This is a genomic window from Ruegeria sp. BHSB172, from assembly GCF_059613165.1.
This window is the reverse complement of the sequence record NZ_JBXWRZ010000008.1, coordinates 93,246-119,319: the sequence shown is the minus strand read 5'-3', so window position 1 is coordinate 119,319 and position 26,074 is coordinate 93,246. Positions and strand designations below refer to the sequence as shown.

Sequence of the window (26,074 nt, the reverse complement as noted above, 5' to 3'; positions counted from 1 at the left end):
ATAGGCAAACAGGAAGCCCAGCCCCGAGGCCGCGATGTCATAGGTCGCTACCCGGCCGCGCAGCAGGTCGGGGCGGGTGCGCATCGCGTCCAGCAGGGCAAAGCGGCTGCGCGGCACCTCCAGATCGTCCAGACGGTCCTTGTTGTAGACGATGACGGCGGGTTCGGTGGTAATCCCCCACAGCTCGTCCCGCCAGCGCCGGGCCGGGGGCAGCGCCTGCGTCAGGGCCGAGCTGTAGCGATGGGCGCAGGCGGCATTGACCAGCCAGACCATCTGCTGAACGGCCGAGGAAAACACCGCATCCGCCGGGCTGTCGCCGGTCTTGCAGGCCGTCTTGCTGTGCTGGAACAGCGCGTTCGAGCCCCATTGTTCATAGGTGATGGTCAGGTCGGGGTTTTGCACCGCGAACTGCTCCATCACCGGGCGGATGATGCCGATATCCGTGGTCGAGCGCACCAGCAGGGGGGCAGGCCCGGTGCCGAATTCGGTCACCGCCTCCTGCGCTGCAGTGCGGGTAGCAGGCATCAGCAGACACAGGGCCAGCGGGATCAGAAACCGTATCATGCGCCTGTTCCTTCGGTGGCCGCCGGAAAGCTGAGCGATACGCGAAACCCGTCATCGGTGCGGGTCATCTCGACGGTGCCGTCAAAGGCCTCGGCGGTGGATTTGACGATCGACAGGCCCAGCCCGCTGCTGTCCTCGCCCGAGCCTGCGTTGCGGTTGAACCGGTCGCCCAGCCGGGCGGATACCGACTTGTCCGGCCCCGGGCCGCTGTCGCGCACCCACAGAACGGCGCGGCCACCGTCCAAGCTGGCCCCGATGCTGACCGGGGCCTTGCCATGGCGGAGCGCGTTGCCCAGCAGGTTCTTGGTGGCTTCGCCCAGCGAAAACGCATCGCCCCGCACCCAGACCGGGTCTTCCCCGATTTTCAGATGCACCTCGACGCCGGGGGCGATCACCTCGTGGTCGCTCTGCTCCAGCGCCTCGAGCGCCACTTCGCGCAGATCGACCGGCAGGCGCGGGGCGCTGTCGATGCGGTGGATGACCATCGCGCGCGACAAAAGCTGATCCAGTAGCGTGCCCAATGACCGGGTACGGGTCAGCAGCCGGTCCAGCGCCCGGCGCCCGGCGGGGCTGTCGGGGTCGGCTTGGGCGATCTCTGCCTGCACCCGGATCGCTGCGACTGGGGTGCGCAACTGATGCGCGGTGTCGGCGATCAGGTTGCGCATCGACAGAACCTGCCGGTCCAGCCGCCCCATGAACCGATTCATCGCCGCGATCATGACCTGCAGTTCGCGCGGCAGCCGGTCGCTGGCCACGGGCGTCAGGTCATAGGGGTCTCGGCGGATCAGGTCATCCGACATCGCCTCGAGCGGGTGCAGCGCCGAACGGGTGACGAACCACGACATGATCAGCAGCAACGCGCCGGCCACCGCCATCGGCAGCAGGGCATCGAGCATCAGGCCGGTGGTCATCGCGCGCCGTGCCAGCAAGGTCTGCCCGACCACGATTTCGACTTCGCCGGAAAAGTCCCGCTCGGCGAACAGGCGGGGCAGTCGGACGAACCGGGCCGGTTCCCCGTTCAAGTCGGCCGCGAAATACTGGGCCGACTGGTTGACGGGCTGCGGGGGCGCGATCACCGTGTCCGGGTCCAGCCCGGTGATAAAGCGCCCGTCGGGCCCGCGCACCGCGTAATAGATCCGGTCATCCGGGGCTTGGGCCAGCAGCTCAAACGCTGAAACGGGAAGGTCGACGATGGGCTGGCCGTCCTGGATGCGCACGGATTCGGCGATGTCGCTGGCCGCGCCCAGCAGCAGCCTGTCATAGGCCTGACGCGCCGCCAGCCGGCCGTTGGCCCAGATCGACAGGCCGACCAGCACGCCGCCCAGAACAAGGATCAGCATCACCGCGCTCAGCACCCGGGCGGTCAGGCTGTGGGGCAGGGGCGGCCTAACCATGCAGGCCGATCCGGTACCCGACCCCGCGCTGGGTGGTGATGGCCACGCCGCTACCCAAGAATTTCTTGCGCAGCCGGGCGATATACAGCTCGATCGCGTTCACGCCCACATCGGCATCCTCGAACCCATAGAGTGAGTCGTACAGCCGCGCCTTGGACAGGAACTGCCCCTCGTGCCGGATCAGGGCATCCAGCACGGCGGCCTCGCGCGCGGTCAGGTTCAGGCGTTTGCCGCCCAGCGTGGCGCTTCGGTCCTTGGGGGCATAGACTAGCGGGCCCAGCGTGATCTGCTCGCTCTTGCGGTCGGCGTCGCGGCGTACCAGCGCGCGCAGCCGCGCCTCGAGCTCGCGCTGGTCGAAGGGTTTGCCCAGGTAATCGTCGGCCCCTTTGTCCAGCGCGGCGACCCGGTCCTCGACCGCGGTCAGCGCGGTCAGCATCAGAACCGGCGTGCGGTCTCCGGCGGCGCGGATCCGGTCCAGAAAGCCCAGGCCCGACCCGTCGGGCAGGTTGATGTCCAGCAGGATCGCGTCATAGGACTGGACCGCGCGGAAATCATGGGCCGCCTCGACCGAGGTCGCCAGATCGCACACCACACCGGAGCGGCCCAGATGGGCCACGACGCCCTCGGCCAGATCCTCGGCATCCTCGATCATCAATACGCGCATGGCCCCCCCCGAAACGCCCGTCGCATCGTGACAGGTTCGCGACAGCATTATTCGGTAAAGAAAACCAACCTGCAAGAAAGGGCTGCGCCACGCGGCCCCTGCGGGGATCGGTTTCGGCCGCACACAAGACGGCCAGAATGACCTGAGGAGGAGAACCGAATGAAACTGTTTGGAACCGGCGGCGTCGTAGCCGCCGCAGTCTTTGCCCTGACTGGCTTTGCCGCCAACGCGGCGGAATGCATCGCTCCGGCCAACCCGGGCGGGGGATGGGATTTCACCTGCCGTCAGGTGGGCAAGTCGCTGCAGGATCTGGGCCTGATCGACCAGACCATGCAGGTGGTGAACCTGGCCGGTGGCGGCGGGGGCGTGGCCTTTGCCGAGGTGGTGAACAAGCGCAATGACGACAACGAACTGATTGTCGCCGCAAGCGCCGCAACCGCAACTCGTCTGGCCCAGGGCGCCTATCCGGGCAACACCATGGATCAGGTCCGCTGGCTGGCCGCGATCGGCGCCGATTATGGCGTGATCGCCGTGGCTGCCGACAGCCCGGTCAATACCCTGCCCGAGCTGCTGGACCAGATCAAAGCCGACCCGTCCTCGGTTTCGGTCGCGGGCGGCTCGGCCGTGGGCGGCTGGGACCACCTGAAGGTGCTGATCGCGGCCAACGCCTATGGCATCGACGATGTCCGCTCGGTCAAATACATCGCGTTTGACGGCGGCGGCGAGGCGGTGACCCAGCTGCTGGCCGGTTCGGTCCAGGCCTTCACCGGCGATATCTCCGAGGCCAAGGGCTTCGTGGATTCCGGCGACATCAAGGTGATCGCGGTTCTGGCGCCCGAGCGTCTGCCTGGCGAATTCGCCGATTTCCCGACCGCCAAGGAACAGGGTGTGGATGCCATCGGTGCGAACTGGCGCGGTTTCTATGCCCCCGGCGGCATGTCGGACGAGGCCTACAATGACTGGGTGTCCAAGATCGGTCAGCTCTATGCCTCGGACGAGTGGAAAGAAGTGATGGCCGCCAACGGCCTGGCCCCGCTGGACCTGCAGGGCGAAGACTTCCAGAACTTCGTCGCTGACTCGGTGGCCCAGATCCAGGCGATCTCGAAAGAGATCGGGATCATCAAGTAACCGCACCACTCACGTGCAGGCGGGTGCCGCAACCGTGTGGCGCCCGCACTTTTTCATCCCGAACAACAGGAGACACCGATGAGTGACCGCATCTTCGGGGTCGTCGGGCTGCTTCTCGCCATCGGATTCGCGATATCCGCCCTGGCGATCGAAGAAAGCTTTCTGTCCGATGCCGTTGGGCCCAAGGCCTTTCCTTTGATCATCGCCGCCATTCTGGGCGTGTCCAGCGCCATCATCGCGCTGCGCCCGGATGCCGAACCCGAATGGCCCGCGCTGGGCCGGCTGGTCGAGGTCGGCGCCGCCGTGGTCGTTCTGATCCTGTATGCCGAACTGCTGCCGGTTGCGGGGTTCGTCATCGCCACGGCCTTTGCCGCCACCTATCTAGCTTGGCGGCTGGGTTCGGGCCCGATCGAGTGCATCCTTGTCGGAATTGGCACTTCGCTGGGCATCTATGTCATTTTCCACCTGGTTCTGGGCCTGTCACTGGCCAAAGGGCCGCTGGGGTTCTAGGGGGGGCATCATGGAAACTCTTGCATCCTTGGGCGATGGGTTCGCCATCGCGCTGACCTGGCAGAACCTGATGCTGGCCCTGCTGGGCTGCTTTCTGGGTACGGTCATGGGCGCGCTGCCGGGGCTGGGCCCGTCGAACGGCGTGGCTATCCTGATCCCGCTGGCCTTCACGCTGGGGCTGGGCGCGACGCCCTCGCTGATCCTGCTGACCAGTGTCTATTACGGGGCGATGTACGGGGGGCGGATCTCGTCGATCCTGCTGAACATCCCCGGTGACGAGCCCGCGATGATGACCTGTCTTGACGGGCACCCCATGGCCAAGAAGGGCCTGGCGGGCGAGGCGCTGTCGTTGTCGGGAATCGCCTCGTTCGTGGGTGCGTTCCTGGCGACCTGGGGCCTAATCGTGCTGGCGCCGCAGCTGGTCAAGATCGCCCTGCTGTTCGGCCCGGCTGAATATTTCGCCCTGTTCGCGCTGGCCTTCATGACGTTGGGCGGCGTGTCTTCGACCAACCAGGCGAAATCGGCCTTTGCCGCCGCGCTGGGCCTTGGGCTTGCGACCATCGGGGTGGACACCCAGACCGGCGTGCCGCGCTTTACCTTCGGCGAAGTGCATCTGTATGACGGGCTGGATTTTCTGGTGGCCATCGTCGGCCTGTTCGCCCTGTCCGAGGTGTTCATCTTTCTGGAACATCGCCATGGAGGGTCCGATGCCGAGGGCCGCAAGCTGAACATCGGCAAGCTGTATCCGCCGATGTCGATGATCAAAAGCTGCACGCCCACGATGCTGCGCACCTCGTTTCTGGGCTTCATCGCGGGGGTTCTGCCGGGCGCGGGCGCCTCTTTGGGGTCGTTCATTTCCTACACGATGGAAAAGCGGCTGGTGGACAAGGAGAACACCTTCGGCACCGGCGATCCGCGCGGCGTGGCCGCGCCCGAGGCCGGCAACAACGCCGCCGCCGGGGGCGCATTGGTGCCGATGCTGGCGCTGGGCGTGCCGGGGTCGGGCACCACGGCGGTGCTGCTGGCGGTGCTGCTGGCGTTGAACATCACGCCGGGGCCGCTGCTGTTCACCCAGAACCCGGATGTGGTCTGGGGGCTGGTGGCCGCGCTGTTCATCGCCAACTTCATGCTGCTGGCCATGAATATCCCGATGGTGGGCCTGTTCACCCGCGTGCTGATGATCCCGTCGCGCATCCTGATGCCGATCGTGGCCATGGTCAGCTTTGTCGGCATCTACGGCATTTCGGGGTCCACCTTCGATCTGCTGGTGATGATCGGGTTCGGCGTGATGGGCTGGGTCCTGCGCAAGCTGGACGTGCCGCTGGTCCCGATCATCCTGGGCACCCTGCTGGGCAACGCGATGGAGAACAACCTGCGCCGCGCCGTGACCATCGACAATGGCAACTGGTGGACCCTGATCGACAGCCCGTTGTCCATCGGGTTGTGGACCATCGCCGTGATCGGCTTCATCCTGCCGCTGATCGTGGGTGCGCGGGTCAAGGCCCGGATGCACCAGCGCCGCGACGAAGAAGGCGCGATCAGCGACTGACCGCCGCGCCATCCCGCCCTCCGCCCATCCGGGCGGGCGGCGGCCCTCGGGTGTCGGGTTGCGCTGTTGACGATTTTCCCGTGCAGGTTAGGCAGGACGGGTCCGCAGACGCAGGCAGCAGGCGAAGCCAGTGCCACAGGCAGCGCAGATTCTCGAGTTGGAACAGTGGCCGACGATCCGCCCGGATGACCGTCAGGCCATCCACCAACTCGTCACCGCGCTGGAATTCGCGCCTCCGGGTATGGTGCCTGTCGGGCCAAATTCGGACGCACAGGCCCAACTTGCGGCCCTGCGGGGCCCCGACTGCCACGAGGACCTTCTGGTGCCCGACCCGCCTGCACAAACGGTGAGCCGAGTGGATGCGGATCCTGTCGGCGCACTGTCTGCACCACGCGGTTTCGATCGGGCAGGTCATTTCGGGCCGGGTTCTGACGATCAACGGAACGGTTGCGGGCTCGGTGCTGCTGTTTGTGCCGGGGGCCGTCATCTACCTGGCCCCGGTGACCGGGTTGGGCATCCTGCTGGCCACTTTCACGTCGTCGATGCCCCAGTTCGGCCTGCTGGCGCTGCCGGTGCTGATCGTGATGAACCTGCTGTCGGGCAGCACGACCCCGATGGAAAGCATGCCGGACTGGCAGCGCATGGCGATGTAGGTGTCTCCCTCGACCCATTTCGTGGGTTTTGCCCAGGCCATCCTCTATCGCGGGGGCGGTCCTGCGATTGTCTGGCCGCAGATGGCGATCATGGCCGGTCTGGGGGCGGCCTTCTTCGCGCTGGCCTTGCGCCGGTTTCGTCAGTCGATGCCCTCGGCCCGTTGACCCGGCCCCGAGCCGAACCGTCCTGCGGAATGGCCGAGACCAATGTGTCCCACCGCGCGATCTGCCGAGTATTCTTGGGTCCAAAGAAGGATGGTGCCGGTGAAGGGACTCGAACCCCCGACCCCATCATTACGAATGACGTGCTCTACCAGCTGAGCTACACCGGCATCCTTCTTGCGTCATGGGCCGTGATGGCCCTGCGGATCCCTGCACCTTGTCCGACCGGGGCAATTGTGACCCGACGCGTCGGTGGAGGCGACCTCGGGGCGTCCCTTAAACCAAGGCTTGCCGCCTTGCAAGAGCGATTGGCGGCCTGACCCGCGACCTTGGGTCGGTGGCGCGGCGCAATCGGCCGCTTGATGAAAGACGCCCGGATTCAGGCGCGCCGTTCACCTATCGAAGCCACACCCAGCACCGATAGAACCTTGGCCTCGATATGCTCGGCGTTCATGCCTGCGACTGCGTACATGTCGGCGGGGTTGGCCTGGTCGATGAAAATGTCCGGCAGCACCATCGAGCGGTATTTCAGGCCGCGATCGAACACGCCCTCATCCGCCAGCAGTTGCGCCACGTGGCTGCCGAACCCGCCGATGGCGCCTTCCTCGATGGTGATCAGCGCCTCGTGGTTGGCGGCCAGGTCCAGGATCAGGTCGCGGTCCAACGGCTTGGCGAACCGGGCGTCGGCGATGGTCGGGGTGATACCGCGGGCGGCCAGCGATTCTGCGGCCTTCTGCACTTCGGCCAAGCGCGTCCCGAAGGACAAGATCGCCACCCGCGCCCCCGACTGGATCAGGCGGCCCTTGCCGATTTCCAGAAGCTGCCCACGTTCGGGCAGATCGACCCCCACGCCCTCGCCCCGCGGATAGCGGAATGCGATGGGGCCGTCGTCGTGGGCGGCGGCTGTGGCGACCATGTGCACCAGCTCGGCCTCGTCGGCGGCGGCCATCACCACCATGCCCGGCAGGTTGGACAGGTACGCGATGTCGAACGACCCGGCATGAGTCGCGCCATCAGCACCCACCAGCCCCGCGCGGTCGATGGCAAAGCGCACTGGCAGGCGCTGGATCGCCACGTCGTGCACCACCTGGTCATAGCCGCGCTGCAAAAACGTGGAATACATCGCGCAGAACGGTTTCAACCCGCCCGCCGCCAGCGCGGCCGAGAAGGTGACCCCGTGCTGCTCGGCAATCGCCACGTCGAAACAGCGCGATGGGTAGCGTTCGGCGAACAGGTTTAGCCCGGTACCGTCGGGCATCGCCGCGGTCACCGCCACGATCTTGTCGTCGCGGCTGGCCTCGTCCACCAGGGTCTTGCCGAAGACCGAGGTGTAGGACGGCGCGTTCGACGGCGCCTTCTGCTGCTTGCCGGTGACCACGTCGAACTTGGCGGTGGCATGGCCCTTGTCCCGGGCCTGCTCGGCCGGGGCATAGCCCTTGCCCTTTTTGGTCAGCGCGTGGATCAGTATTGGCCCGGTCGCCCGCGCCTTGACCGTGCGCAGAACCGGCAGTAGCTGGTCCAGGTCATGCCCGTCGATCGGGCCAACATAGGAGAATCCCAGCTCTTCGAACAGGGTGCCGCCCACCGCCATTCCTTTGAGCATTTCTTTGGCGCGCTTGGCGCCTTCGCGGAACGGTTCGGGCAGCAGAGACACCGCCCCCTTGGCCGCTGCTTTCAGATCGTGGAACGGCTCTTCGGCATAGATGCGCGAGAGATAGTTTGACATCGCACCCACGGGCGGGGCGATGCTCATCTCGTTGTCGTTCAGGATCACGATCAGGCGTTTTTTCAGGTGGCCGGCGTTGTTCATCGCCTCGAAGGCCATGCCGGCCGACATCGACCCGTCGCCGATCACCGCGATCGCGTCGCCCAGCCCCTCGGGTGTGACCCCGCCCAGGTCGCGGGCCACGGCAAAGCCCAGCGCCGCGCTGATCGAGGTCGAACTGTGCGCCGCGCCGAATGGGTCATAGGGGCTTTCGCTGCGTTTGGTGAACCCGCTGAGGCCGCCTTTCTGGCGCAGGGTGCGGATACGGTCGCGCCGCTCGGTCAGGATCTTGTGGGGATAGCACTGGTGCCCGACATCCCAGATGATCTTGTCGCGCGGCGTGTCGAACACCGCGTGCAGGGCCACGGTCAGCTCAACTACGCCCAGACCCGCGCCCAGGTGCCCGCCGGTCACCGACACGGCCGAGATCGTCTCGGCCCGCAACTCGTTTGCCAGCTGATGCAACTGCGCGTCCGAAAACTGCTTGAGATCCGCCGGGCGGTTCACAAGGTCCAGAAGCGGGGTGTTCGGACGGTCTGACATGGCATCCCTTACGGTTCAGCTTTCACGCGCAATAACGAAGCGGGCGGCTTCCTTCAAGGTTTCGGCCTGCGGTCCGTAGCCGTCCAGCGCGCCGCAGGCCTGCTCGACCAGCTCGGTCGCGCGGGCCTTGGCGGCGTCGAGGCCCAGCAGGGATACGAACGTCGCCTTGCCCGCCTGTGCGTCCTTCTGCAATCGTTTGCCCGCCTTTTCGCTGTCACCCTCCACATCAAGGATGTCGTCGGTAATTTGAAAGGCAAGGCCCAGCGCGCGGGAATATTGACGCATGCGTTGGACGTCCTCTCCGGCCAACCGGGCCCCGGCACAGGCCGACCATTCGATCAGCGCGCCGGTCTTGCCGGCCTGCAACCGGGTGATGTCCTCCAGCGAGAGCGGTTGCTGCGCCGTCTCGGCCGCAATGTCCAGCGCCTGCCCCAGCACCATGCCCTGCGCGCCTGCCGCCTGCGCCAGCGTCAGGGTCAGGTCGGCGCGAATCTCGGCCGGCCCCACTTCGGGGCGGGCGCACAGCTCGAATGCCAGCGCCTGCAAAGCGTCGCCAGCCAGAACCGCGATGCCATCGTTCCATTGCTTGTGCACGGTCGGGCGGCCGCGGCGCAGGTCGTCATCGTCCATGCAGGGCAGATCGTCATGCACGAGGCTATAGGCGTGCAGCGCCTCGATCCCGATCGCGGGCCAGATCGCGCAGGTCTCATCCATTCCGTGCAGTCGGGCGCTTTCCAGCACCAGAAATCCGCGCAGCCGCTTGCCGCCCTGCGTGGCATAGGCCATCGCCCGGGTGACATCGACATCGTCCAGCGCACCCAGAATCAGATCGAACTGCGCCTGGATCAGCGCCGCATCCTGCGCCAGCCTTTCGGAAAACATTACAGACCTTCGACAGGGGTCGTCCCGGTGGGCTGACCATCGGCATCCAGCGTGATGGCGGCCACTTTCTCCTCGGCGCGCTTCAGCTCTTCCTCGCAGCGTTTCTTCAGCTTGGCGCCGCGCTCGTACAGGGCGATCGACTGGTCCAGCGCCACGTCGCCGCGCTCCAGTTGGCCGACCACGGCCTCCAGCTCTTTCATCGCCTGCTCGAATGTCATCTGTTCAACGGGGGTCTCGGTCATCGGGCTGCCTTCATCAGTTCTTCAACATGGGCGCGTGTGGCTTTGGCCAGTGCGTTCAGATCATACCCACCTTCCAGAGTCGAGACGATACGGCCGTCACAGACCTCATCGGCAATGGCGCAGAGCTCGGCGGTGATCCAGGCGAAATCCTCGGTTTCCCAGTTCAGATTGGCGAGCGGATCCTCCTTGTGGGCATCGAACCCGGCAGAGATCACGATCAACTCGGGGCGGAAGCTGCGCAGCCGCGGGAACGCCTTGTCACGCCACGCCGCCCGCATTTCCGCGCCGCCCGTGCCTGGCGCCAAGGGCAGGTTGAGCACGTTGCCATGCGCACCGGTTTCATCAGGTCGCCCGCTTCCTGGCCAGAGTGGCATCTGCTGGCTTGTGATGACCAGCGCCCGCGGCTCGTCCCACAGAATGTCCTGCGTGCCGTTGCCATGGTGAACGTCGAAATCCACCACCGCCACGCGGGCCAGACCATGATGGTCCAGCGCGTGTTTCGCCGCCAGCGCTGCGTTTCCGAACAGGCAGAACCCCATGGCTGTCGCGGTCTCGGCGTGATGCCCGGGGGGGCGGATCGCGCAGAACGCGTTGCGGGCCTCTCCGCCCAGCACCATGTCCACGGCACGAACCACCGCCCCCGCCGCGCGATAGGCCGCGTCCACCGAGCCGGGCGACATGAAGGTGTCGGCGTCGATCTGCGTAAATCCCTCCGCCGGCCGCGCATCGCGGATGCTGCGGATGTAGCTTTCGGGATGGATGCGCAGCAGGTCGTCATCCGCCGCCAGCGGCGCCGTCACCCTGTTCAGATCCAGCGGTTGCAGCACGTGCAGGATGTGCTCCAGCCGCGCGACGCGCTCGGGGTGACCATCTGGTGTGACATGCCCGAGGCAATCTGCATGGGTCAGAAGTGCAGTTTTCATGGCTGTCCCCTGTTCATCTGGCCAACAAATATCCTCGCCGAAGGCAAGAATCGCCGCGCAGCGGCAAAATCAATCCGGCGCCAGCATATAGCCCGCGCCCCGCACCGTCTGCAGATAGCGCGGCTGCTTGGGGTCTTGCTCGATCTTGCGGCGCAGGCGCGTGATCTGCACGTCCACCGCACGCTCCTGCGCCTGCCCCTTGTCGCGCCCCAGATCCTCGACCAGCTTCGACCGGCTGATCGGCTCGCCCGGCTGGGCCGAAAAGATCTTCATCAACTGGCTTTCGGTGGCGGTCAGCCGCACCGGCTCTTCGCCCTGCCACATCTCGCCGCGTTCGATGTCATAGCGGATCGGCCCCAAATGCAGGATCTTGGTGGCCGTGTCCTGCGATGTGGTTTCCGGCATCCGCCGCAGGATTGCGTTGATCCGCAGCAGCAGTTCCTTGGGTTCGAACGGCTTGGCCAGGTAATCGTCTGCTCCGGCTTCCAACCCGGCGATCCGGTGCTCGGTCTCGCCGCGTGCCGTCAGCAGCAGAATCGGCGTGTCATGCGTCTCGCGCAGGGCACGGGTCAGGCTGACACCATCCTCGCCCGGCATCATCACATCCATCACGATCAGGTCGAAATCCAGCCCCGACAGGACCCGCCGCGCATGGGCGGCATCACGCGCCGCGGTCACAAGAAATCCGCTGCGCATCAAGAATTTCTTGAGCAGATCACGGATGCGTTCGTCGTCATCGACGATCAGAAGATGGGCGTCCACGTCGCTCATGAAGTTGAATCCCGCAGTTTCGTGTAAGCCCGACGCATATCAGCATCCATCATCGCTTCAAGAACCTTGCGGAACCCGGCAACCGCCTCGGGGCCGGCTTCCTTGTAGGCCGCGCGCATCCGGGCGCGCTGGGCGTCCGACAGCTGCGCCTCGAGCGCCTTGCCCTTTTCAGTCAGGTACAGGTGGCGTTCGCGCTTGTCGACGGTGCCGACCCGGCTCTCGACAAGGCCGTCGTCGATCAGCGTGCGCAGCACCCGGTTCAGCGACTGCTTGGTCACCCCCAGGATCGCCAGCAGGTTGTTCACCGTGGTGCCCGGCGCACGGTTGATGAAATGGATCGCCCGGTGATGCGCCCGGCCATAGGCCATTTCGCTCAGAATGCGGTCGGGGTCGGCGGTAAAGCCGCGATAGGCAAAGAACATCGCCTCGATCCCCTGCCGAAGCTGTTCATCTGTCAGAAACAACAGGCTTTCTCCGCCAAAGACCGGGGCGGGGCGGATCTCGGACATATCGGGCCTCATTCGTTACACGCCCCGACTTTAAGTCAGCGTTATTGACATTCCAAGGGCGGACAGGTATCGAATCGCAGTTTTTGCGCAATTTTGTGTCCGGGTCGGACCTAAGTGGCGCAACAATCGGAAATGTGACCCGGGTCAGGAGGTTTCGGATGGCGGGATATGACGATCGTGACGGTGTCATCTGGATGGATGGCGAATTTGTGCCCTGGCGCGATGCCAAGGTGCATGTCCTGACCCATGCGATGCACTATGCCAGCTCGGTCTTCGAGGGCGAGCGTGCCTATAACGGCAAGATCTTCAAAAGCCGCGAACATTCCGAGCGGTTGATCAAATCGGCCGAGGCGCTGGACATGCCGATGCCTTACACGGTTGATCAGATCGAGGCGGCCAAGGCCGAAACGCTCGAGAAAAGCGGCCTCAAGGACGCTTACGTGCGCGCGCTGGTCTGGCGCGGCTCGGGCGAGGATATGGGCGTGGCCTCGGCGCGCAACCCGGTGCGCATGGCCATCGCGGTCTGGCCCTGGGGCGCCTATTATGGCGATGCCAAGATGCAGGGCGCCAAGCTGGACATCGCCGAGTGGAAGCGGCCCAGCCCGGAAACCATCCCGGTCCATGCCAAGGCGGCGGGGCTGTACATGATCTGCACCATCTCCAAGCACAAGGCCGAGGCCAAGGGCTGTTCCGATGCCTTGTTCATGGATTACCGCGGCTATGTGGCCGAGGCGACCGGCGCCAACGTGTTTTTCGTAAAGGATGGCGAAGTGCATACGCCGCTGGCCGACTGCTTCCTGAACGGCATCACCCGCCAGACGGTGATCCAGATGCTGAAAGACAAAGGCATCACCGTACACGAACGCCACATCCTGCCCGAGGAGATGGCCGATTTCGAACAGTGCTGGTTGACCGGCACCGCGGCCGAGGTCACGCCGGTGGGCCAGATCGGCGAGTACACTTTCGAGGTCGGCGACCTGACCCGCGAGATCGCCAACGACTACGAACAGCTGGTCCGCAGCTGATGCATACGAAAAACGGGCGCCGTTGACGGGCGTCCGTTTTTTCTTTCGCGTCGAAATATTCAGAAATCGATGCCGCGCTGGGCCTTGATGCCGGCCTGAAACGGGTGCTTTTCTTCGGTCATTTCGGTGACCAGATCGGCATAGTCGCGCAGCGCCTGCGGCGCGTCGCGCCCGGTCAGAAACACGCTGGTCCGGTCCGAGCGCGCCTTCAGCCCCTCGATCACCGCGTACACCGACAGATATTCATAGCGCAGGGCGATGTTGATCTCGTCCAGCACCACAAGGTCATAGTCGCCGCTGGCCATCAGGTCGCGCGCCTTGTCGAAGGCGGCGGTGGCGGCGGCGATGTCGCGGTCGCGGTCCTGGGTGTCCCAGGTGAAGCCTTCGCCCATCGTGTGCCAGGTGACCAGTTCGCGCTCTTCGAAGAACCGCCGCTCGCCGGTCTTCCATTTGCCCTTGATGAACTGCACCACGGCGACCTTCTGGCCCCAGCCCAATGCGCGGATCACCACGCCGAACGCGGCCGAGGATTTGCCCTTGCCCTTGCCGGTGTTGATCAGCACCAGCCCGCGGCCGGGATCCACGGCCTCGGACACTTTCTTGCGGTGCTGGGCCTGCACCTGTTGCATCTTCTGTTTGTGGTCCTGTGCGTCGCTCATGGCAAAACCTCGTTGATTGTCCGCGCCAACCTAGGCGATGGGCGCGAAAGGTAAAGTCAGGGTTTGTGATCGGTCAGCGACCGCGCCTTGCCGCGTTCCAGACCCAGCTGGTGTTCGCGCCAGATCACCACCGCATTGCCGGCGATCACCAGCGCCGCCCCCAGCAGGATCGCCAGGGTCGGCAGTTCGTCAAACCAGACATAGCCGATGAAGATGGCAAACAGCATCGATGTATAGTCATAGGGCGCCAGCATCGAGGCCTGCCCGAACCGGTAGGACGAGGTCACCAGAATCTGCGCGACGCCGCCGATCAACCCCATCGTGATCAGTATCAGCAGCTGGTTCAGGGTGGGCGCGGTCCAGCCCCAGAACACGGTCAGCGCCGACAGCAGCGTGGCGGTCATCGAGAAATAGAAGACGATCGCGGCGGGATGGTCGACCTGCACCAATTGCCGAATGTGGATCTGCACGAAGCCGCGGGCCACGGTCGCGCCCAGCACGCACAGCGCGCCGATCGTGGCGCCGGTGCCCAGATCGGCCGAGCCCAGCCGCGGCCAGATCATGATCAGCACGCCCAAAAGCCCGATCGCCACCGCGCCGATGCGGATCAGGCGGATGCGCTCGCCCAGCAGCAGCGCCGCCAGGATCAGGGTGAAGATCGGGGTGGCATAGCCGATCGCCGTAACCTCGGGCAGGGGCAGCAGGCTGAGCCCGGTAAAGGTCAGACCCATGGCGGTGGTGCCCAGCACTCCGCGCCAGAAATGGCCCATGGGCTTCCTGACGACAAAGCCCTGCGCGAGTTCCCCGCGCGAGATCAGCCAGGCCACGATCACCGGCACCGCGAACAAGGAACGAAAAAAAACCATCTGGCCCGGCGGGAAATCGGCTGACAGCGCCTTGACCAGCGCCGACATCGCCGTGAACAGGAACAGGGCGCTGAGTTTCAGCGTCACGGCAAGCACGGGGCGGTGAGAGGTCAGGGATTGGGCCATCGGCGCGAGCCTGCGCCTTTGCGCGGCAAAGATCAACGGGTCGGATTGGGGCGTGTCCAGCTGTCGGGCAGGGGGCTGCCGATCTCTTCGGCGAATTCGGTCAGAAACCGGATCATGCGCCGGACCCGTTGCTGCGCGATCTGCCGTCCGGCCTCGGTCAGCATGTCGTCGGGCAGGGCCAGCAGCTTCACCTTCCAGTGGTCGATCGAATAGTGCAGATCGTCCAGCGGCCGGTGGGCTGCGAACGGATCGGCCGGATCATAGAGCGTCCGCCCCAAAGCGCCGGACACCGAGAAATTCCGCGCGATCCCGATAGCGCCCAGCGCATCCAGCCGGTCGGCATCGCGCAGGATGCGCGCCTCGGGCGTCTCGGGCGGGATGTTGGCGGAAAAACTGTGCGCCTCGATCGCGTGGCGGGTGGCGGCGATCTGGGCATCGCTCAGGCCTAGTTCCCGCAGAACAGGCTCGGATTCTTCGGCCGACCGGCGCGAGGCCAGGTGCCGGTCGGGGTCGTTCTTGGGCAGGTTGACCAGATCGTGCAGATAGCAGGCCGCCAGCAGTACGGTCCTGTCGGTTTGCGCATCGGCGATGGTGCGGGCATTGACCCAGACACGGTCTAGATGGGCCAAGTCATGGGCCGGGTCGGTGATCATCCGCTGCGCGACGACCGCGCGCAGGCGGTCGCGCAGCTCAGCCAATCCGTCCACGGTTTTCACCGATCTGGCCGCGATGCAGCAGCAGGTGATCCAAGATCACGCAGGCCATCATCGCTTCGCCCACCGGCACGGCGCGGATGCCGACGCAGGGGTCGTGGCGGCCCTTGGTGATGATCTCGGTCTCTTCGCCCGATTTGGTGATGGTCTTGCGCGTGGTCAGGATCGATGAGGTGGGCTTGACCGCGAAACGTACCACGATGTCCTGCCCGGTCGAGATGCCGCCCAAGATGCCGCCCGCGTGGTTCGAGCTGTATTGCGGGCCGTCCTGGCCCATGAAGATCTCGTCGGCATTGGCCTCGCCGGTCAGCTCGGCGGCGGCCATGCCTTCGCCGATTTCCACGCCCTTGACAGCGTTGATCGACATCATCGCCGCGGCCAGATCGGTGTCGAGCTTGCCATAGACCGGCGCGCCGAGGCCCGCGGGGACGCCGCGCGCCACCACTTCGACCACCGCGCCGACCGAATTGCCGGATTTGCGCAAATCGTCCAGATAGGCTGCCCAGTCCTCGGCGGCTTTTGCATCTGGGGTCCAGAACGGGTTCTGTTCGATCTGCGCCCAATCAAAGTTGGCCCGGTCGATCCGGTGCGGGCCGATCTGGGTCATGTAGCCGGTGATCTGGACGTTGGGCGCGATCTGCTTGATCGCCTCGCGCGCCAGCCCGCCCGCGGCCACCCGCGCCGCCGTTTCGCGGGCCGAACTGCGCCCGCCGCCGCGATAGTCGCGGATGCCGTATTTCTGCCAATAGGTGATGTCAGCATGGCCGGGGCGGAACTTTTCCATGATGTCCCCGTAATCCTTCGAGCGTTGATCGGTGTTCTCGATCATCAGCTGGACGGGCGTGCCGGTGGTCTGGCCTTCGAACACGCCCGACAGGATTCTCACCTGATCGGGCTCGCGCCGCTGGGTGGTGAACTTGTTCTGGCCCGGTTTGCGCTTGTCCAGCCAGTGCTGGATCATGCCCTCGTCGATCGGGACGCCGGGCGGGCAGCCATCGACCGTGGCGCCCAGCGCGGGGCCGTGGCTTTCACCCCAGGTGGTGACGCGGAAAAGGTGTCCAAAGCTGTTCATCGACATGGGGCATGCTCCTTTGAGGGTCGTGATTAACGGCGAGAGCCTGCCGCCTCAAGCGGATTTGCGGTCGGGGCATCGCTGCCCCAACCCAGTGTGCCTAGGCCGCACGGGTCAGTGCGGCGCGGGTTTCGACGATTTTCAGCGCCGCCCGGGCTGCCTCGCGCCCTTTTTCCACGAAATGCGCGCGGTAGATGGCGGTGTGATGGTCGGTTTCCTGGTACTGGTGCGGCGTCAGCGACACCGACAGGACCGGCACGCCGCTTTCGAGCCCTGCGCGCATCAGCCCGTCAACGACGGCCTGCGCCACGAAATCGTGCCGGTAGATGCCGCCATCGACGACAAAGGCCGCGCAGGCCACGGCGGCATAGCGGCCCGTCTGGGCCAGGTCGCGGGCCAGCAGGGGCATTTCGAACGCGCCCGGCACGTCGAACACATCGACCTGATCGGTGGGGATCAGCTCCAGAAATCCGTCCAGCGCGCGGTCGACGATATCGGAATGCCAGTTGGCTTTGACGAAGGCATAGCGGGTGTGTGTCATCATGATCTCCTTTCAGCTTGGTGGCCTGCTGGCGGATGCGAACGGTTTCGCTGCCAGCGCGGCATGACACGTCACCCAAGGCGATCACGGACAGTCGCGCCCTTGGCGGGGCGCGCTGCTCGTTCTCTTTCATCCGGACTGTAACCGTCGGCTCTGGCCTCTCACCAGATCTGCTGACACTCTGCCGGTTGGATGGCAGAGCCGCTCGCGGGCTGGCGGGCCTGGGCCCGCATACCGCCGGTGGGGAATTCCGCCCCGCCCTGAGAACGGCGCGACCTTGCCAAGCGCACGCGCGATCTGCAAGACCTGTCGACAGGAGGACGGCCATGCACCCCAACCCAGCCTTTCGCGCCGAGGACCGCGCGCGCCATGTGGAGTTTGCCCGCAGCCGGGGGTTCGGCGTACTGGCGCTGTCCGCTGACGGCCCGCCATTGATCAGCCATGTGCCCTTTCTGCTGTCCGAGGATGGCGCGGTGGCCGAGCTGCATCTGGTGAGGTCGAACCCGATCGTGCGGGCGCTGGCCGACCCGAAGGTGGCGCGGATCGCGGTTCAGGGGCCCGACGGCTATGTTTCGCCCGATTGGTACGGGGTCGCGGATCAGGTGCCCACATGGAACTATGTGGCGGTCCACCTGACCGGCTGGCTGGAATTGCAGCCCCAGGACCGGCTGAGCGATCTTCTGGATCGGCAATCGGCCTTTTTCGAAGAGCGGCTGAAGCCCAAGCCGCTCTGGTGCGCCGACAAGATGGACCCGGCAGCGCTGGAGCGCATGATGCGCATGATCGTGCCCTGCCGGTTGCAGATCACTCAGATCGACGGCACCTGGAAACTGAACCAGAACAAGCCCGAGGCGGCGCGGCTGGCCGCCGCCGGGCATGTCGAGCAATACGGGATCGGCACCGAGCTTGGTCAACTGGCCGCCCTCATGCGCGAAGTCTGATCCGATTACGCTTCAGTCGCTGAACGTCGCCAGATAGGCGGCGATATCCTCGGCGCCTTGCTTCAGCTTGATGCTCATGTTCGGGCGGGCGGTGTCGTCGTTCAGGAAGTCCCGGATGAACCCGATCGGGTCGCGGGCGTAGGCGGCGATGTTCTCTTGCGTCCAGACCAGGCCGTTTTCACCAGCGCGGATCATGTCATCGGTGAACATGCCGATGGGCAGCCGTTCACTGCCGTTCAGATAATCGTTTTCGGTTCCTGCGGTCCTGCCGACCACGCCATAGAGATTCGGGCCCGTGATGCCGCCTTTGACCAGAACCTCGCCATCCTTGATGATGGCGTGGCAGGACGAGCAGCGGTTGTAGAGTTTCTCGCCGCGCGCGGGGTCGCCTTCAGCCCAGGCTTGATGGGTGGCGGCGACCGTGACCAGCAGGACGGCGGTTCTGAATAATGTCATGGGACTCCTCGATCACTGCGTTCGCGCGCGCGCCGAATTGCGTCAAATCTGACTGGTCCGCAACCCAAAAATGCGCGCCATGGTTGTTGAAAAAATGACTTGAAAATAAAAATTTGGCGGATTCTCGGTCGGCCACTGCCCCGGATGCTCGAGGGCCTGCCGGTCCGTATGGTGATGCCCGGCGCTCATTGTGCGCGGGCCCGGATCACCGCCCGGCCGGAGCGACGACGCCCCGGGATTCGCCTGCCGCGTGATTCGCGCGTTCACCCAGGGATTTCCGCCGTTTCGGGGCAAAGTTCTTGAAAAATGACCCCCGCATTGTGACATGAATGCCCAGATGCGGCGTAGTGCGCGCCTATGACCGCTGGACGAACCGTTTTCTCCCGGCTAGATACCCGCGATGAGACGCCGCTTTGATGCGGTGCTGATGCATGTTTGCCCGAAAGCCGGGCGCTGGAATCGGAGAAAACCTCGTGTCCCACGCAGAAGACCACGAAGGCACCCGCAGAGATTTCCTCTACTACGCCGCCGGCGGCGCAGGTGTCGTTGCGACGGGTGCCGCCGTATGGCCCCTGATCAACCAAATGAACCCCTCGGCGGACGTTCAGGCGCTGTCCTCGATCCGCGTGGATGTCAGCGGTGTCGAGGTCGGCACCCAGATCACCGTCAAATGGCTGGGCAAGCCGGTGTTCATCCGCCGCCGTACCGAAGAAGAAATCCAGCTGGCGCGCGAAGTGTCGCTGGACGAGTTGCCGGATCCGATTGACCGCAACGCCAACAAGCCTGGCCTGCCGGCCACAGACGAGAACCGCACTCTGGACGAGGCTGGCGAATGGCTGGTGATGATGGGGGTGTGCACTCATCTGGGCTGTGTGCCGCTGGGTGACGGTGCAGGCGACTTCCAAGGCTGGTTCTGCCCGTGCCACGGGTCGCACTATGACACCGCGGGCCGCATCCGCAAGGGCCCGGCCCCCGAGAACCTGCATGTTCCGGTTGCCGAGTTCCTCGACGAAACCACCATCAAGCTGGGTTAAGGAGGCGCGCTGATGTCCGGTATCCCGCACGACCATTACGAGCCGAAGACCAAGGGCGAAAAGTGGCTGAACAGCCGCCTGCCCATCGTCGGCCTTCTTTACGACACCCTCTTGATTCCCACACCCAAGAACTTGAACTGGATGTGGATCTGGGGGATTGTGCTGGTCTTCTGCCTGGCACTGCAGATCATCACGGGTATCGTCCTGGTGATGCACTACACCCCGCATGTCGATCTGGCCTTTGCCAGCATTGAACACATCATGCGCAACGTAAATGGCGGCTTCATGTTGCGGTACCTGCACATGAACGGCGCCTCGCTGTTCTTTGTGGCCGTCTATATCCACATTTTCCGCGGTCTGTACTACGGTTCCTACAAGGCCCCGCGCGAGGTGACCTGGATCATCGGCATGCTGATCTATTTGCTGATGATGGCCACCGCCTTCATGGGCTATGTTCTGCCTTGGGGGCAGATGTCCTTCTGGGGCGCAACCGTGATCACCGGCCTGTTTGGCGCGATCCCCTTCGTTGGCGACGCGATCCAGACCTGGCTGCTGGGCGGACCCGCCGTGGACAACGCCACGCTGAACCGTTTCTTCTCGCTGCATTACCTGCTGCCCTTCGTGATTGCGGGGCTGGTCATCGTGCATGTCTGGGCCTTCCACACCACCGGCAACAACAACCCCACCGGGGTTGAGGTTCGTCGTGGATCGAAAGCAGAGGCCGAGAAAGACACCTTGCCGTTCTGGCCCTATTTCGTGATCAAGGACCTGTTTGCGCTGGCTGTCGTGCTGGTCGTGTTCTGGGCAATCGTCGGCTTCATGCCGAATTACCTGGGCCACCCGGACAACTACATCGAAGCCAACCCGCTGGTTACGCCCGCGCACATCGTGCCCGAATGGTACTTCCTGCCGTTCTACGCGATCCTGCGTGCCTTCACCAGTGAAGTATGGGTCGTGCAGTTCGCCAGTTTCATCACCGGTGGCATCATCGACGCCAAGTTCTTTGGTGTTCTGGCGATGTTCGGTGCAATCCTGGCCATGGCGCTGGCGCCCTGGCTGGACACTTCGAGTGTGCGGTCGGGCAAGTACCGCCCCATGTTCAAGTGGTGGTTCTACCTTCTGGTCATCGACTTCTTTGCCCTGATGTGGCTGGGAGCCATGCCCGCAGAGGAACCCTATGCGACCTTCTCGCTGATCGCCTCCGCCTACTGGTTCGCCTATTTCTTCGTGATCCTGCCGATCCTCGGCGTGATCGAGAAGCCCGAGCCGCAGCCGGAAACCATCGAAGAAGACTTCAACGCGCATTACGGCAAGGCTGACGCCGAAGCCACGCCGGCCGAGTAAGAAGAGGGACGGGAAACCATGTTCAAGAAACTTGCAATCGGCGCCGCGTTTGCCATCGCTCTTGCTCCTGCTGCGGTTTCCGCAGCCGGGGGCGGCGAACAGCACATCGAAGACTTCGCGTTCTCGTTCGAAGGGCCATTCGGCACCTGGGATCAGAACCAGCTGCAGCGCGGCCTGCAGATCTATACCGAGGTCTGCGCGGCCTGCCACGGCCTGAAATACGTGCCGCTGCGCGATCTTACGGCGTTGGGTTACTCGGAAGAAGAAGTCATCGCCTATGCGGCTGGAACCTTTGAGGTGTTCGACCCCGAGCTGGACGATTTCCGTCCGGCCAAACCGACAGACCATTTCCCCGAAAATGACGGTGTGGGCGCACCAGACCTGAGCCTGATGGCCAAGGCGCGTGCGGGCTTCCACGGGCCTTACGGTCTGGGAATCAACCAGCTGGTCAAGGGCATGGGTGGTGCGGAATACATCGCCTCGTTGCTGGACGGTTATACCGGCAAGGAAAAGGAAGAGGCCGGCACGGTTCTGTATGAAAACACTGCCTTCCCCGGCGGCTGGATCTCGATGGCCCCGCCCCTGTCGGACGATCAGGTCGAATTCGCCGATGGTCACGAAGCCACCGTCGAATCCATGTCACAGGACGTTGCTGCGTTCCTGATGTGGACGGCCGAGCCGAAGATGATGGAGCGCAAGCAAGCCGGCTTTGTCGGCGTGCTGTTCCTGACCATCCTGTCGGTGCTGTTGTACCTGGTGAACAAGCGCCTGTGGGCGCCGGTCAAGGGTAAGAAATCCGCCTGATCCGTCAGGGACCATACCAAAGACACCAAGGGCCCCGCGCATCGTGCGGGGCCCTTTTTCTTGCCGGTCCGTTGGCGGGTTCCTGCCGTCAGCGTCGGCTTATCCCGGCCATCTAAGCCCAAAGAATATGGTGCCGCGTGCCACCTGCCGGCAGTTTCCGTTTAGCGCCGGACTGCATGGCGCGTTCACCTGAACCGAGGAGACCACCACATGAAATTCCCTTTCATCGCAGCCGCTTTGCTTGTTGCCGCCCCCGCGCTGGCCGCCGATCTGGCGCCCGACATGGAACTTGGCAAAACCGAAGACGCCGTGCGCAGCGCACTGATCGAGCTTGGCTATGACGTGCGCAAGATCGAAGAGGAAGACGGCGAGATCGAAGCCTATGTCGTCAAGGACGGCGAAATGGCCGAGGTCTATGTGGATCCGGCAACCGGCAAGGTCTCGAAGGTCAAGGGGTGAAGTCGGACATGCCCGGTTTCAACCTGGCCGAAGGTGGGCGCGACAGCGTCCGCCTGGTGCACGTTTGGGACCCGTTGGTGCGCGTGATTCACTGGTCTGTGCTGGCCGGTGTGTTGTTGAATGCGGTCGTCACGGACCCCGAAGGGGACCTGCATGAAATCATTGGATATGCCACCCTGGGTCTTGTCTTGTTGCGGCTTGTCTGGGGTTTTCTGGGGGTCCAGACGGCGCGGTTCACGGCGTTTCCGCCCAACCCCCGGGCCGCGCTGGCCCATACGGGCGAGATCCTGCGTGGAGACCGGACCGTTCACCTGTCGCACAACCCGCTGGGGGCGTGGATGGCCTACAACATCTGGGCCACGCTGATTGTGATCTGCATCACGGGGATCATGATGGGCACCGTTCGGTTCTTTGGGTTCGAATGGGTCGAAGAACTGCACGAGCTTGCGTTCAACTGGCTGATGGTCTCGGTCGTACTGCACGTCTGCGGGGTTGTGCTGGACCAGCGCAGGACCGGTGTTGCTTTGGTCAAAGCCATGATAACAGGAAGCAAGAACATTCCTGATGGAATTTCGACAAAATGAAGAAACACATTCTCGAAACTCTTTGGCCCGGGGATACGGATGTGCGCCGGGCCAAGATTCTGACCGCGATGATCATTGTCCAGGTCTTGTGTGCCACGTTCTTTCTGATCGATGTCATTCTCGATTTCGATGCGGGCGGGCACCCGACGCATCTGGCGCTGGAAACCTTCGTTGCGGTTGTTCTGGGCGCTGGAATCTGGGTTCTGATGGTCGAACTGCGGGCGCTGCTGGTTCGGATGGAGCAGGCAAGGCAGGGCTTGCGCGTGGCACGGGGGGAATTGGCCCAAGTGATCGATGGCTTCTTTGATCGCTGGGGCCTGACCGGCGCGGAACGTGACGTTGGCCTGCTGATCCTCAAAGGATTCGACAACGAAAACATCGCGCGTATCCGGGGCCGGGCGGTCGGAACCGTGCGCGCGCAATCCGCGTCAATTTATGCCAAGGCAGGTGTGGATGGCCGGGCCCGGTTGATCAGCGTGTTCTTCGAAGAGCTTCTGGCCAATGATACCCCAACCGGGGACGCCGGTCAGGCGGTCAGCCGTTGACCATCCAGTCCGATGATCCGGGCCGTCACGATCTGTCCTTCGGGTTGCGGAGTCGTGAATGAAACCTCGGTGAACTGCTCGGTCCGGCCCATGTGGGGATTCTCCGTCAGGATGTGATGGGTCTTGCCCAGCTGTGCCGCCAAGTGCTTGGCAACCTGCGCGTCGCCGGCCGCCCGCAGCCGCGCGGCACGATCCTTGATGACGGCGCCGTTGACCTGCTGCGGAATGCGCGCGGCGGGGGTGCCTTCGCGTTTGGAATAGGGAAAGACGTGCAGCCAGGTCAGGTCGCAGTCGGTCACCAGTTTCAGCGAGTTCTGGAAATGCGCCTCGGTTTCCGTCGGAAAGCCCGCGATGATGTCGGCGCCAAAGGTGATCTCGGGGCGCAGCTTGCGGACCTCTTCGGTGAATCGGATGGCATCGTCGCGCAGGTGGCGGCGCTTCATCCGTTTCAGGATCAGGTCGTCGCCATGCTGCAGGGACAGGTGCAGATGCGGCATCAGGCGCGGCTCGGTCGCGATGGCCTGCATCAGATTCTCGTCCACCTCGATCGAATCGATCGAGCTGATGCGCAGGCGCGGCAGATCGGGCACCAGTTTCAGGATGCGCATGACCAGATCGCCCAGCTTGGGGCTTGCGGGCAGGTCGGCCCCCCAGGATGTCAGGTCGACGCCAGTCAGCACGACCTCGTTATAGCCCCGGTCCACCAGCCGCTTGATCTGGTCCACCACCACGCCCGCCGGGACGCTGCGCGAGTTGCCGCGGCCATAGGGGATGATGCAGAAGGTGCAACGATGGTCACAGCCGTTCTGGACCTGCACATAGGCGCGCGAGCGGGTGCCGAATCCGTCGATCAGGTGGCCGGCGGTTTCGGTGACCGACATGATGTCGTCGACCTGCACGGTCTCGGTCTCGCCGATGAAATCGGCGGCCATGCCTTTCCAGGTCTCGGGGCGCATCTTTTCCGTGTTGCCGATCACCGCATCGACCTCGGCCATTTCGGCAAAGGTCTGCGGTTCGGTCTGCGCCGCGCAGCCGGTCACGATCAGGCGCGCATTCGGGTTCTCGCGGCGCAGCTTGCGGATCTCCTGCCGGGCCTTGCGCACGGCCTCGGCGGTGACGGCGCAGGTGTTCACGATCACCGCATCCGTCAGCCCGGCCTGTTGCGACAGCTCTTTCATCGCCTCGGTCTCGTAGGCGTTGAGCCGGCAGCCCAGCGTGGTGAATTTCGGCGGGTTCATCCCAGCGTCCTCAGGAATTCGGGCGTCAGCGTGCCCGAGAAGACATGGCAGGTGGGGCCGGTCATCCAGACGCCGTCCTCGCGCCAGTCGATCCAGATGGTGCCGCCGTCCAGCTCGATCTGCACCTTGCGCCCGGTCAGGCCACGCCGCGCCGCCGCCACGGCCGTGGCACACGACGACGAGCCCGAGGCCAGCGTGATGCCCACGCCACGCTCCCACACCCGCATGCGGATGTGATCCGGGCCGATGATCTGGGCGATTTGCACATTGGTGCGCTGCGGATAGAGCGGGTGATGCTCATAGCGCGCGCCGAATTCCTCCAGCGGAATCGCCTCGGCGTCTTCGACGAAGAAGGTGCAATGCGGGTTGCCCATGCCGGTGGCCACCGGTCCGCCTTCGATCGGCAGTTCCAGCGTATCCACTTCTTCGGCCAACGGAATATCGGCCCAGTCCAGCTGCGGGTGCCCCATGTTGACCGAGGTCAGCCCGTCGCCTGCGTCCCGCGCCAGCAGCGTGCCGTGGCTGGTGGTCAGCGTCAGTTCGGATTTGCCGCTTTCCTGCATCAGGAACCGGGCGATGCAGCGGGTGGCGTTGCCGCAGGTGGCCGAGATCGACCCGTCGGCATTGTAGAACACCAGATGCGCATCCGATTCGCCGTTTTCGATGACGGCCAGCTGGTCGAATCCGACCCCGAATTGCCGGTGTCCGATCCCGCGCGCCAGCGCCGGCGTGATCTGCACCGGATGCGCGCGCGCGTCCACAATGACGAAGTCATTGCCAAGCCCGTGCATCTTCATGAAGGGCAAACCAGTGTCGGGTCGCTGTTGCATGGCGGGCATATAGCCTTGCCGCAGACATGAATCCAGCCCGGCGCGAAGATTCCTGAAAAAAGGGGTTGACCCCCCGCCGCCTCAACCCTAATTAGGCCGCCTATCGGGACGCCGGGAACACACTGATTTCAGGCGGAACGCGGTGCAAAAAAGGTCTTGTACCCGGTGGGGAAAATGCCTTAGACAGCGCCACGGATCACAACGATCCAATGAAAAGAGTGGGCCGTTAGCTCAGTTGGTAGAGCAACTGACTTTTAATCAGTGGGTCGCAGGTTCGAATCCTGCACGGCTCACCACTTTTTCCAATATAATCAATAACTTGTGGGTGTGAGGATTTTCTTGCGCCGGTACGCTTCATCTGCCGGAAGCAATACGGAAGCACCGTAACAGCCATTTTCACCGCTATTAGCCGTTGCAACTCCGTCACATTTCCCGCGTATGGACGAGGCGATCTCGAAACAGGGTTTCCGTTCGCTGTGCGCCAATTAGGTCCCGAACGCGTGCCACCAGTTCATCGGACAAGTCTGAGTTAACTTCATCCCGCAAGGTCATGCCGAAGTCTATTTCGTCCGCCACGC

At 64.2% G+C, this 26,074-nt stretch carries 30 protein-coding genes, 2 tRNA genes and 1 riboswitch; of the genes, 14 read left to right on the top strand and 18 right to left on the bottom strand.

The genetic code is table 11. From position 1 onward, the window contains the following. The 3 genes from AC2FM3_RS06815 to AC2FM3_RS06805 all read right to left on the bottom strand — a co-directional run. Positions 1–564: ABC transporter substrate-binding protein (locus AC2FM3_RS06815; RefSeq protein WP_496680143.1), on the bottom strand; the 564-nt coding region annotated here is incomplete at its 3' end. Next, positions 561–1,958 (bottom strand): sensor histidine kinase, encoded by a 1,398-nt coding sequence (locus tag AC2FM3_RS06810; protein ID WP_496680142.1) that lies wholly within the window; start codon positions 1,956–1,958, stop codon positions 561–563. The genes AC2FM3_RS06815 and AC2FM3_RS06810, both read right to left, overlap by 4 nt. Next, complete coding sequence (locus tag AC2FM3_RS06805; RefSeq protein ID WP_496680140.1) at positions 1,951–2,622, bottom strand: response regulator transcription factor; 672 nt, start codon at positions 2,620–2,622, stop codon at positions 1,951–1,953. Before AC2FM3_RS06805 ends, AC2FM3_RS06810 begins: the two co-directional genes overlap by 8 nt. A 159-nt stretch (positions 2,623–2,781) precedes the next feature. On the opposite strand from AC2FM3_RS06805, the gene AC2FM3_RS06800 reads away from it, so the two are divergent. From AC2FM3_RS06800 to AC2FM3_RS06780, 5 genes are all read left to right on the top strand, one after another. Next, positions 2,782–3,750, top strand: coding sequence for a Bug family tripartite tricarboxylate transporter substrate binding protein (locus AC2FM3_RS06800; protein WP_496680139.1), 969 nt, complete (start codon positions 2,782–2,784; stop codon positions 3,748–3,750). 78 nt (positions 3,751–3,828) lie between these two features. After that, on the top strand, positions 3,829–4,260 hold the full coding sequence (locus AC2FM3_RS06795; RefSeq protein ID WP_496680137.1) for a tripartite tricarboxylate transporter TctB family protein: 432 nt from the start codon (positions 3,829–3,831) through the stop codon (positions 4,258–4,260). A 10-nt stretch (positions 4,261–4,270) separates the two neighbouring features. Beyond that, entirely contained in the window at positions 4,271–5,809 is a 1,539-nt protein-coding gene (locus AC2FM3_RS06790; protein WP_496680135.1) for a tripartite tricarboxylate transporter permease, read from the top strand. 359 nt (positions 5,810–6,168) lie between these two features. After that, complete coding sequence (locus tag AC2FM3_RS06785) at positions 6,169–6,462, top strand: ABC transporter permease (RefSeq protein WP_496680134.1); 294 nt, start codon at positions 6,169–6,171, stop codon at positions 6,460–6,462. After that, positions 6,463–6,627: a hypothetical protein gene (locus AC2FM3_RS06780; RefSeq protein WP_496680133.1), complete on the top strand. Its 165-nt coding sequence runs from the start codon at positions 6,463–6,465 to the stop codon at positions 6,625–6,627. A 91-nt stretch (positions 6,628–6,718) separates the two neighbouring features. Here the strand turns inward: AC2FM3_RS06780 and AC2FM3_RS06775 are convergent. The 7 genes from AC2FM3_RS06775 to AC2FM3_RS06745 all read right to left on the bottom strand — a co-directional run bounded on the left by AC2FM3_RS06775 (position 6,719) and on the right by AC2FM3_RS06745 (position 12,259). Beyond that, positions 6,719–6,794, bottom strand: a tRNA-Thr gene (locus tag AC2FM3_RS06775). A gap of 209 nt (positions 6,795–7,003) precedes the next feature. Beyond that, positions 7,004–8,932: a 1-deoxy-D-xylulose-5-phosphate synthase gene (dxs, locus tag AC2FM3_RS06770; RefSeq protein WP_496680131.1), complete on the bottom strand. Its 1,929-nt coding sequence runs from the start codon at positions 8,930–8,932 to the stop codon at positions 7,004–7,006. 15 nt (positions 8,933–8,947) lie between these two features. Then, the gene (locus tag AC2FM3_RS06765) at positions 8,948–9,814 is read right to left on the bottom strand and encodes a polyprenyl synthetase family protein (RefSeq protein ID WP_496680129.1); all 867 of its coding nucleotides are present in this window, start codon (positions 9,812–9,814) and stop codon (positions 8,948–8,950) included. Continuing rightward, positions 9,814–10,056, bottom strand: a complete 243-nt coding sequence (locus AC2FM3_RS06760) for an exodeoxyribonuclease VII small subunit (RefSeq protein ID WP_496680127.1) — start codon at positions 10,054–10,056, stop codon at positions 9,814–9,816. The genes AC2FM3_RS06765 and AC2FM3_RS06760 overlap by 1 nt, the downstream gene beginning before the upstream one ends. Beyond that, positions 10,053–10,979 carry a histone deacetylase family protein gene (locus tag AC2FM3_RS06755; RefSeq protein ID WP_496680126.1) on the bottom strand — a complete coding sequence of 309 codons (927 nt, stop codon included), beginning with the start codon at positions 10,977–10,979 and terminating at the stop codon, positions 10,053–10,055. Before AC2FM3_RS06755 ends, AC2FM3_RS06760 begins: the two co-directional genes overlap by 4 nt. Before the next feature lie 69 nt (positions 10,980–11,048). Next, on the bottom strand, positions 11,049–11,750 hold the full coding sequence (locus tag AC2FM3_RS06750; protein WP_496680125.1) for a response regulator: 702 nt from the start codon (positions 11,748–11,750) through the stop codon (positions 11,049–11,051). Continuing rightward, positions 11,747–12,259, bottom strand: a complete 513-nt coding sequence (locus AC2FM3_RS06745; protein WP_170391323.1) for a MarR family winged helix-turn-helix transcriptional regulator — start codon at positions 12,257–12,259, stop codon at positions 11,747–11,749. Before AC2FM3_RS06745 ends, AC2FM3_RS06750 begins: the two co-directional genes overlap by 4 nt. Positions 12,260–12,417: 158 nt before the next feature. Between AC2FM3_RS06745 and AC2FM3_RS06740 the strand changes: the two genes are divergently transcribed. Then, positions 12,418–13,284 carry a branched-chain amino acid aminotransferase gene (locus AC2FM3_RS06740; protein WP_170340845.1) on the top strand — a complete coding sequence of 289 codons (867 nt, stop codon included), beginning with the start codon at positions 12,418–12,420 and terminating at the stop codon, positions 13,282–13,284. A gap of 59 nt (positions 13,285–13,343) precedes the next feature. Here AC2FM3_RS06740 and cobO read toward each other — a convergent pair whose 3' ends face one another. From cobO to AC2FM3_RS06715, 5 genes are all read right to left on the bottom strand, one after another. Continuing rightward, the gene (gene cobO, locus AC2FM3_RS06735) at positions 13,344–13,943 is read right to left on the bottom strand and encodes a cob(I)yrinic acid a,c-diamide adenosyltransferase (protein ID WP_496680123.1); all 600 of its coding nucleotides are present in this window, start codon (positions 13,941–13,943) and stop codon (positions 13,344–13,346) included. Positions 13,944–13,999: 56 nt separating this feature from the next. After that, positions 14,000–14,935 (bottom strand): DMT family transporter, encoded by a 936-nt coding sequence (locus AC2FM3_RS06730; RefSeq protein ID WP_496680121.1) that lies wholly within the window; start codon positions 14,933–14,935, stop codon positions 14,000–14,002. Between the two features lie 32 nt (positions 14,936–14,967). Beyond that, entirely contained in the window at positions 14,968–15,642 is a 675-nt protein-coding gene (locus AC2FM3_RS06725; protein WP_496680119.1) for an HD domain-containing protein, read from the bottom strand. Beyond that, positions 15,626–16,726, bottom strand: a complete 1,101-nt coding sequence (gene aroC, locus AC2FM3_RS06720; RefSeq protein ID WP_496680117.1) for a chorismate synthase — start codon at positions 16,724–16,726, stop codon at positions 15,626–15,628. The genes AC2FM3_RS06725 and aroC overlap by 17 nt, the downstream gene beginning before the upstream one ends. A gap of 94 nt (positions 16,727–16,820) precedes the next feature. Continuing rightward, entirely contained in the window at positions 16,821–17,261 is a 441-nt protein-coding gene (locus AC2FM3_RS06715; RefSeq protein WP_496680116.1) for a 6,7-dimethyl-8-ribityllumazine synthase, read from the bottom strand. A gap of 117 nt (positions 17,262–17,378) precedes the next feature. Further along, a riboswitch (FMN riboswitch) is annotated at positions 17,379–17,533 on the bottom strand. A 54-nt stretch (positions 17,534–17,587) separates the two neighbouring features. Between AC2FM3_RS06715 and AC2FM3_RS06710 the strand changes: the two genes are divergently transcribed. Next, a complete protein-coding gene (locus tag AC2FM3_RS06710) occupies positions 17,588–18,202 on the top strand; it encodes an FMN-binding negative transcriptional regulator (protein ID WP_496680114.1) in 615 nt (204 codons plus the stop codon). Between the two features lie 12 nt (positions 18,203–18,214). On the opposite strand, the gene AC2FM3_RS06705 is transcribed toward AC2FM3_RS06710, so the two are convergent. Further along, positions 18,215–18,658, bottom strand: coding sequence for a c-type cytochrome (locus AC2FM3_RS06705; protein ID WP_496680113.1), 444 nt, complete (start codon positions 18,656–18,658; stop codon positions 18,215–18,217). Between the two features lie 473 nt (positions 18,659–19,131). Between AC2FM3_RS06705 and petA the strand changes: the two genes are divergently transcribed. The 6 genes from petA (at position 19,132) to AC2FM3_RS06675 (ending at position 23,428) form a co-directional block, all read left to right on the top strand. After that, positions 19,132–19,692 (top strand): ubiquinol-cytochrome c reductase iron-sulfur subunit, encoded by a 561-nt coding sequence (gene petA / locus AC2FM3_RS06700; protein WP_496680112.1) that lies wholly within the window; start codon positions 19,132–19,134, stop codon positions 19,690–19,692. A gap of 12 nt (positions 19,693–19,704) precedes the next feature. Further along, a complete protein-coding gene (petB, locus tag AC2FM3_RS06695) occupies positions 19,705–21,036 on the top strand; it encodes a cytochrome b (protein ID WP_496680111.1) in 1,332 nt (443 codons plus the stop codon). An 18-nt stretch (positions 21,037–21,054) separates the two neighbouring features. Further along, the gene (locus AC2FM3_RS06690; RefSeq protein WP_496680110.1) at positions 21,055–21,840 is read left to right on the top strand and encodes a cytochrome c1; all 786 of its coding nucleotides are present in this window, start codon (positions 21,055–21,057) and stop codon (positions 21,838–21,840) included. Positions 21,841–22,050: 210 nt separating this feature from the next. Beyond that, positions 22,051–22,299, top strand: a complete 249-nt coding sequence (locus AC2FM3_RS06685; protein ID WP_496680109.1) for a PepSY domain-containing protein — start codon at positions 22,051–22,053, stop codon at positions 22,297–22,299. An 8-nt stretch (positions 22,300–22,307) separates the two neighbouring features. After that, on the top strand, positions 22,308–22,883 hold the full coding sequence (locus AC2FM3_RS06680; protein ID WP_496680108.1) for a cytochrome b/b6 domain-containing protein: 576 nt from the start codon (positions 22,308–22,310) through the stop codon (positions 22,881–22,883). Next, positions 22,880–23,428: a helix-turn-helix transcriptional regulator gene (locus tag AC2FM3_RS06675; protein WP_496680107.1), complete on the top strand. Its 549-nt coding sequence runs from the start codon at positions 22,880–22,882 to the stop codon at positions 23,426–23,428. The genes AC2FM3_RS06680 and AC2FM3_RS06675 overlap by 4 nt, the downstream gene beginning before the upstream one ends. Here the strand turns inward: AC2FM3_RS06675 and mtaB are convergent. After that, positions 23,410–24,666, bottom strand: coding sequence for a tRNA (N(6)-L-threonylcarbamoyladenosine(37)-C(2))-methylthiotransferase MtaB (mtaB, locus tag AC2FM3_RS06670; RefSeq protein WP_496680105.1), 1,257 nt, complete (start codon positions 24,664–24,666; stop codon positions 23,410–23,412). The two genes, AC2FM3_RS06675 and mtaB, sit on opposite strands and share 19 nt — an antisense overlap. Continuing rightward, positions 24,663–25,505 carry a diaminopimelate epimerase gene (dapF, locus tag AC2FM3_RS06665; RefSeq protein ID WP_496680103.1) on the bottom strand — a complete coding sequence of 281 codons (843 nt, stop codon included), beginning with the start codon at positions 25,503–25,505 and terminating at the stop codon, positions 24,663–24,665. The genes mtaB and dapF overlap by 4 nt, the downstream gene beginning before the upstream one ends. Positions 25,506–25,716: 211 nt before the next feature. Between dapF and AC2FM3_RS06660 the strand changes: the two genes are divergently transcribed. Further along, a tRNA-Lys gene (locus AC2FM3_RS06660) sits at positions 25,717–25,792 on the top strand. Positions 25,793–26,074 lie beyond the last annotated feature (282 nt).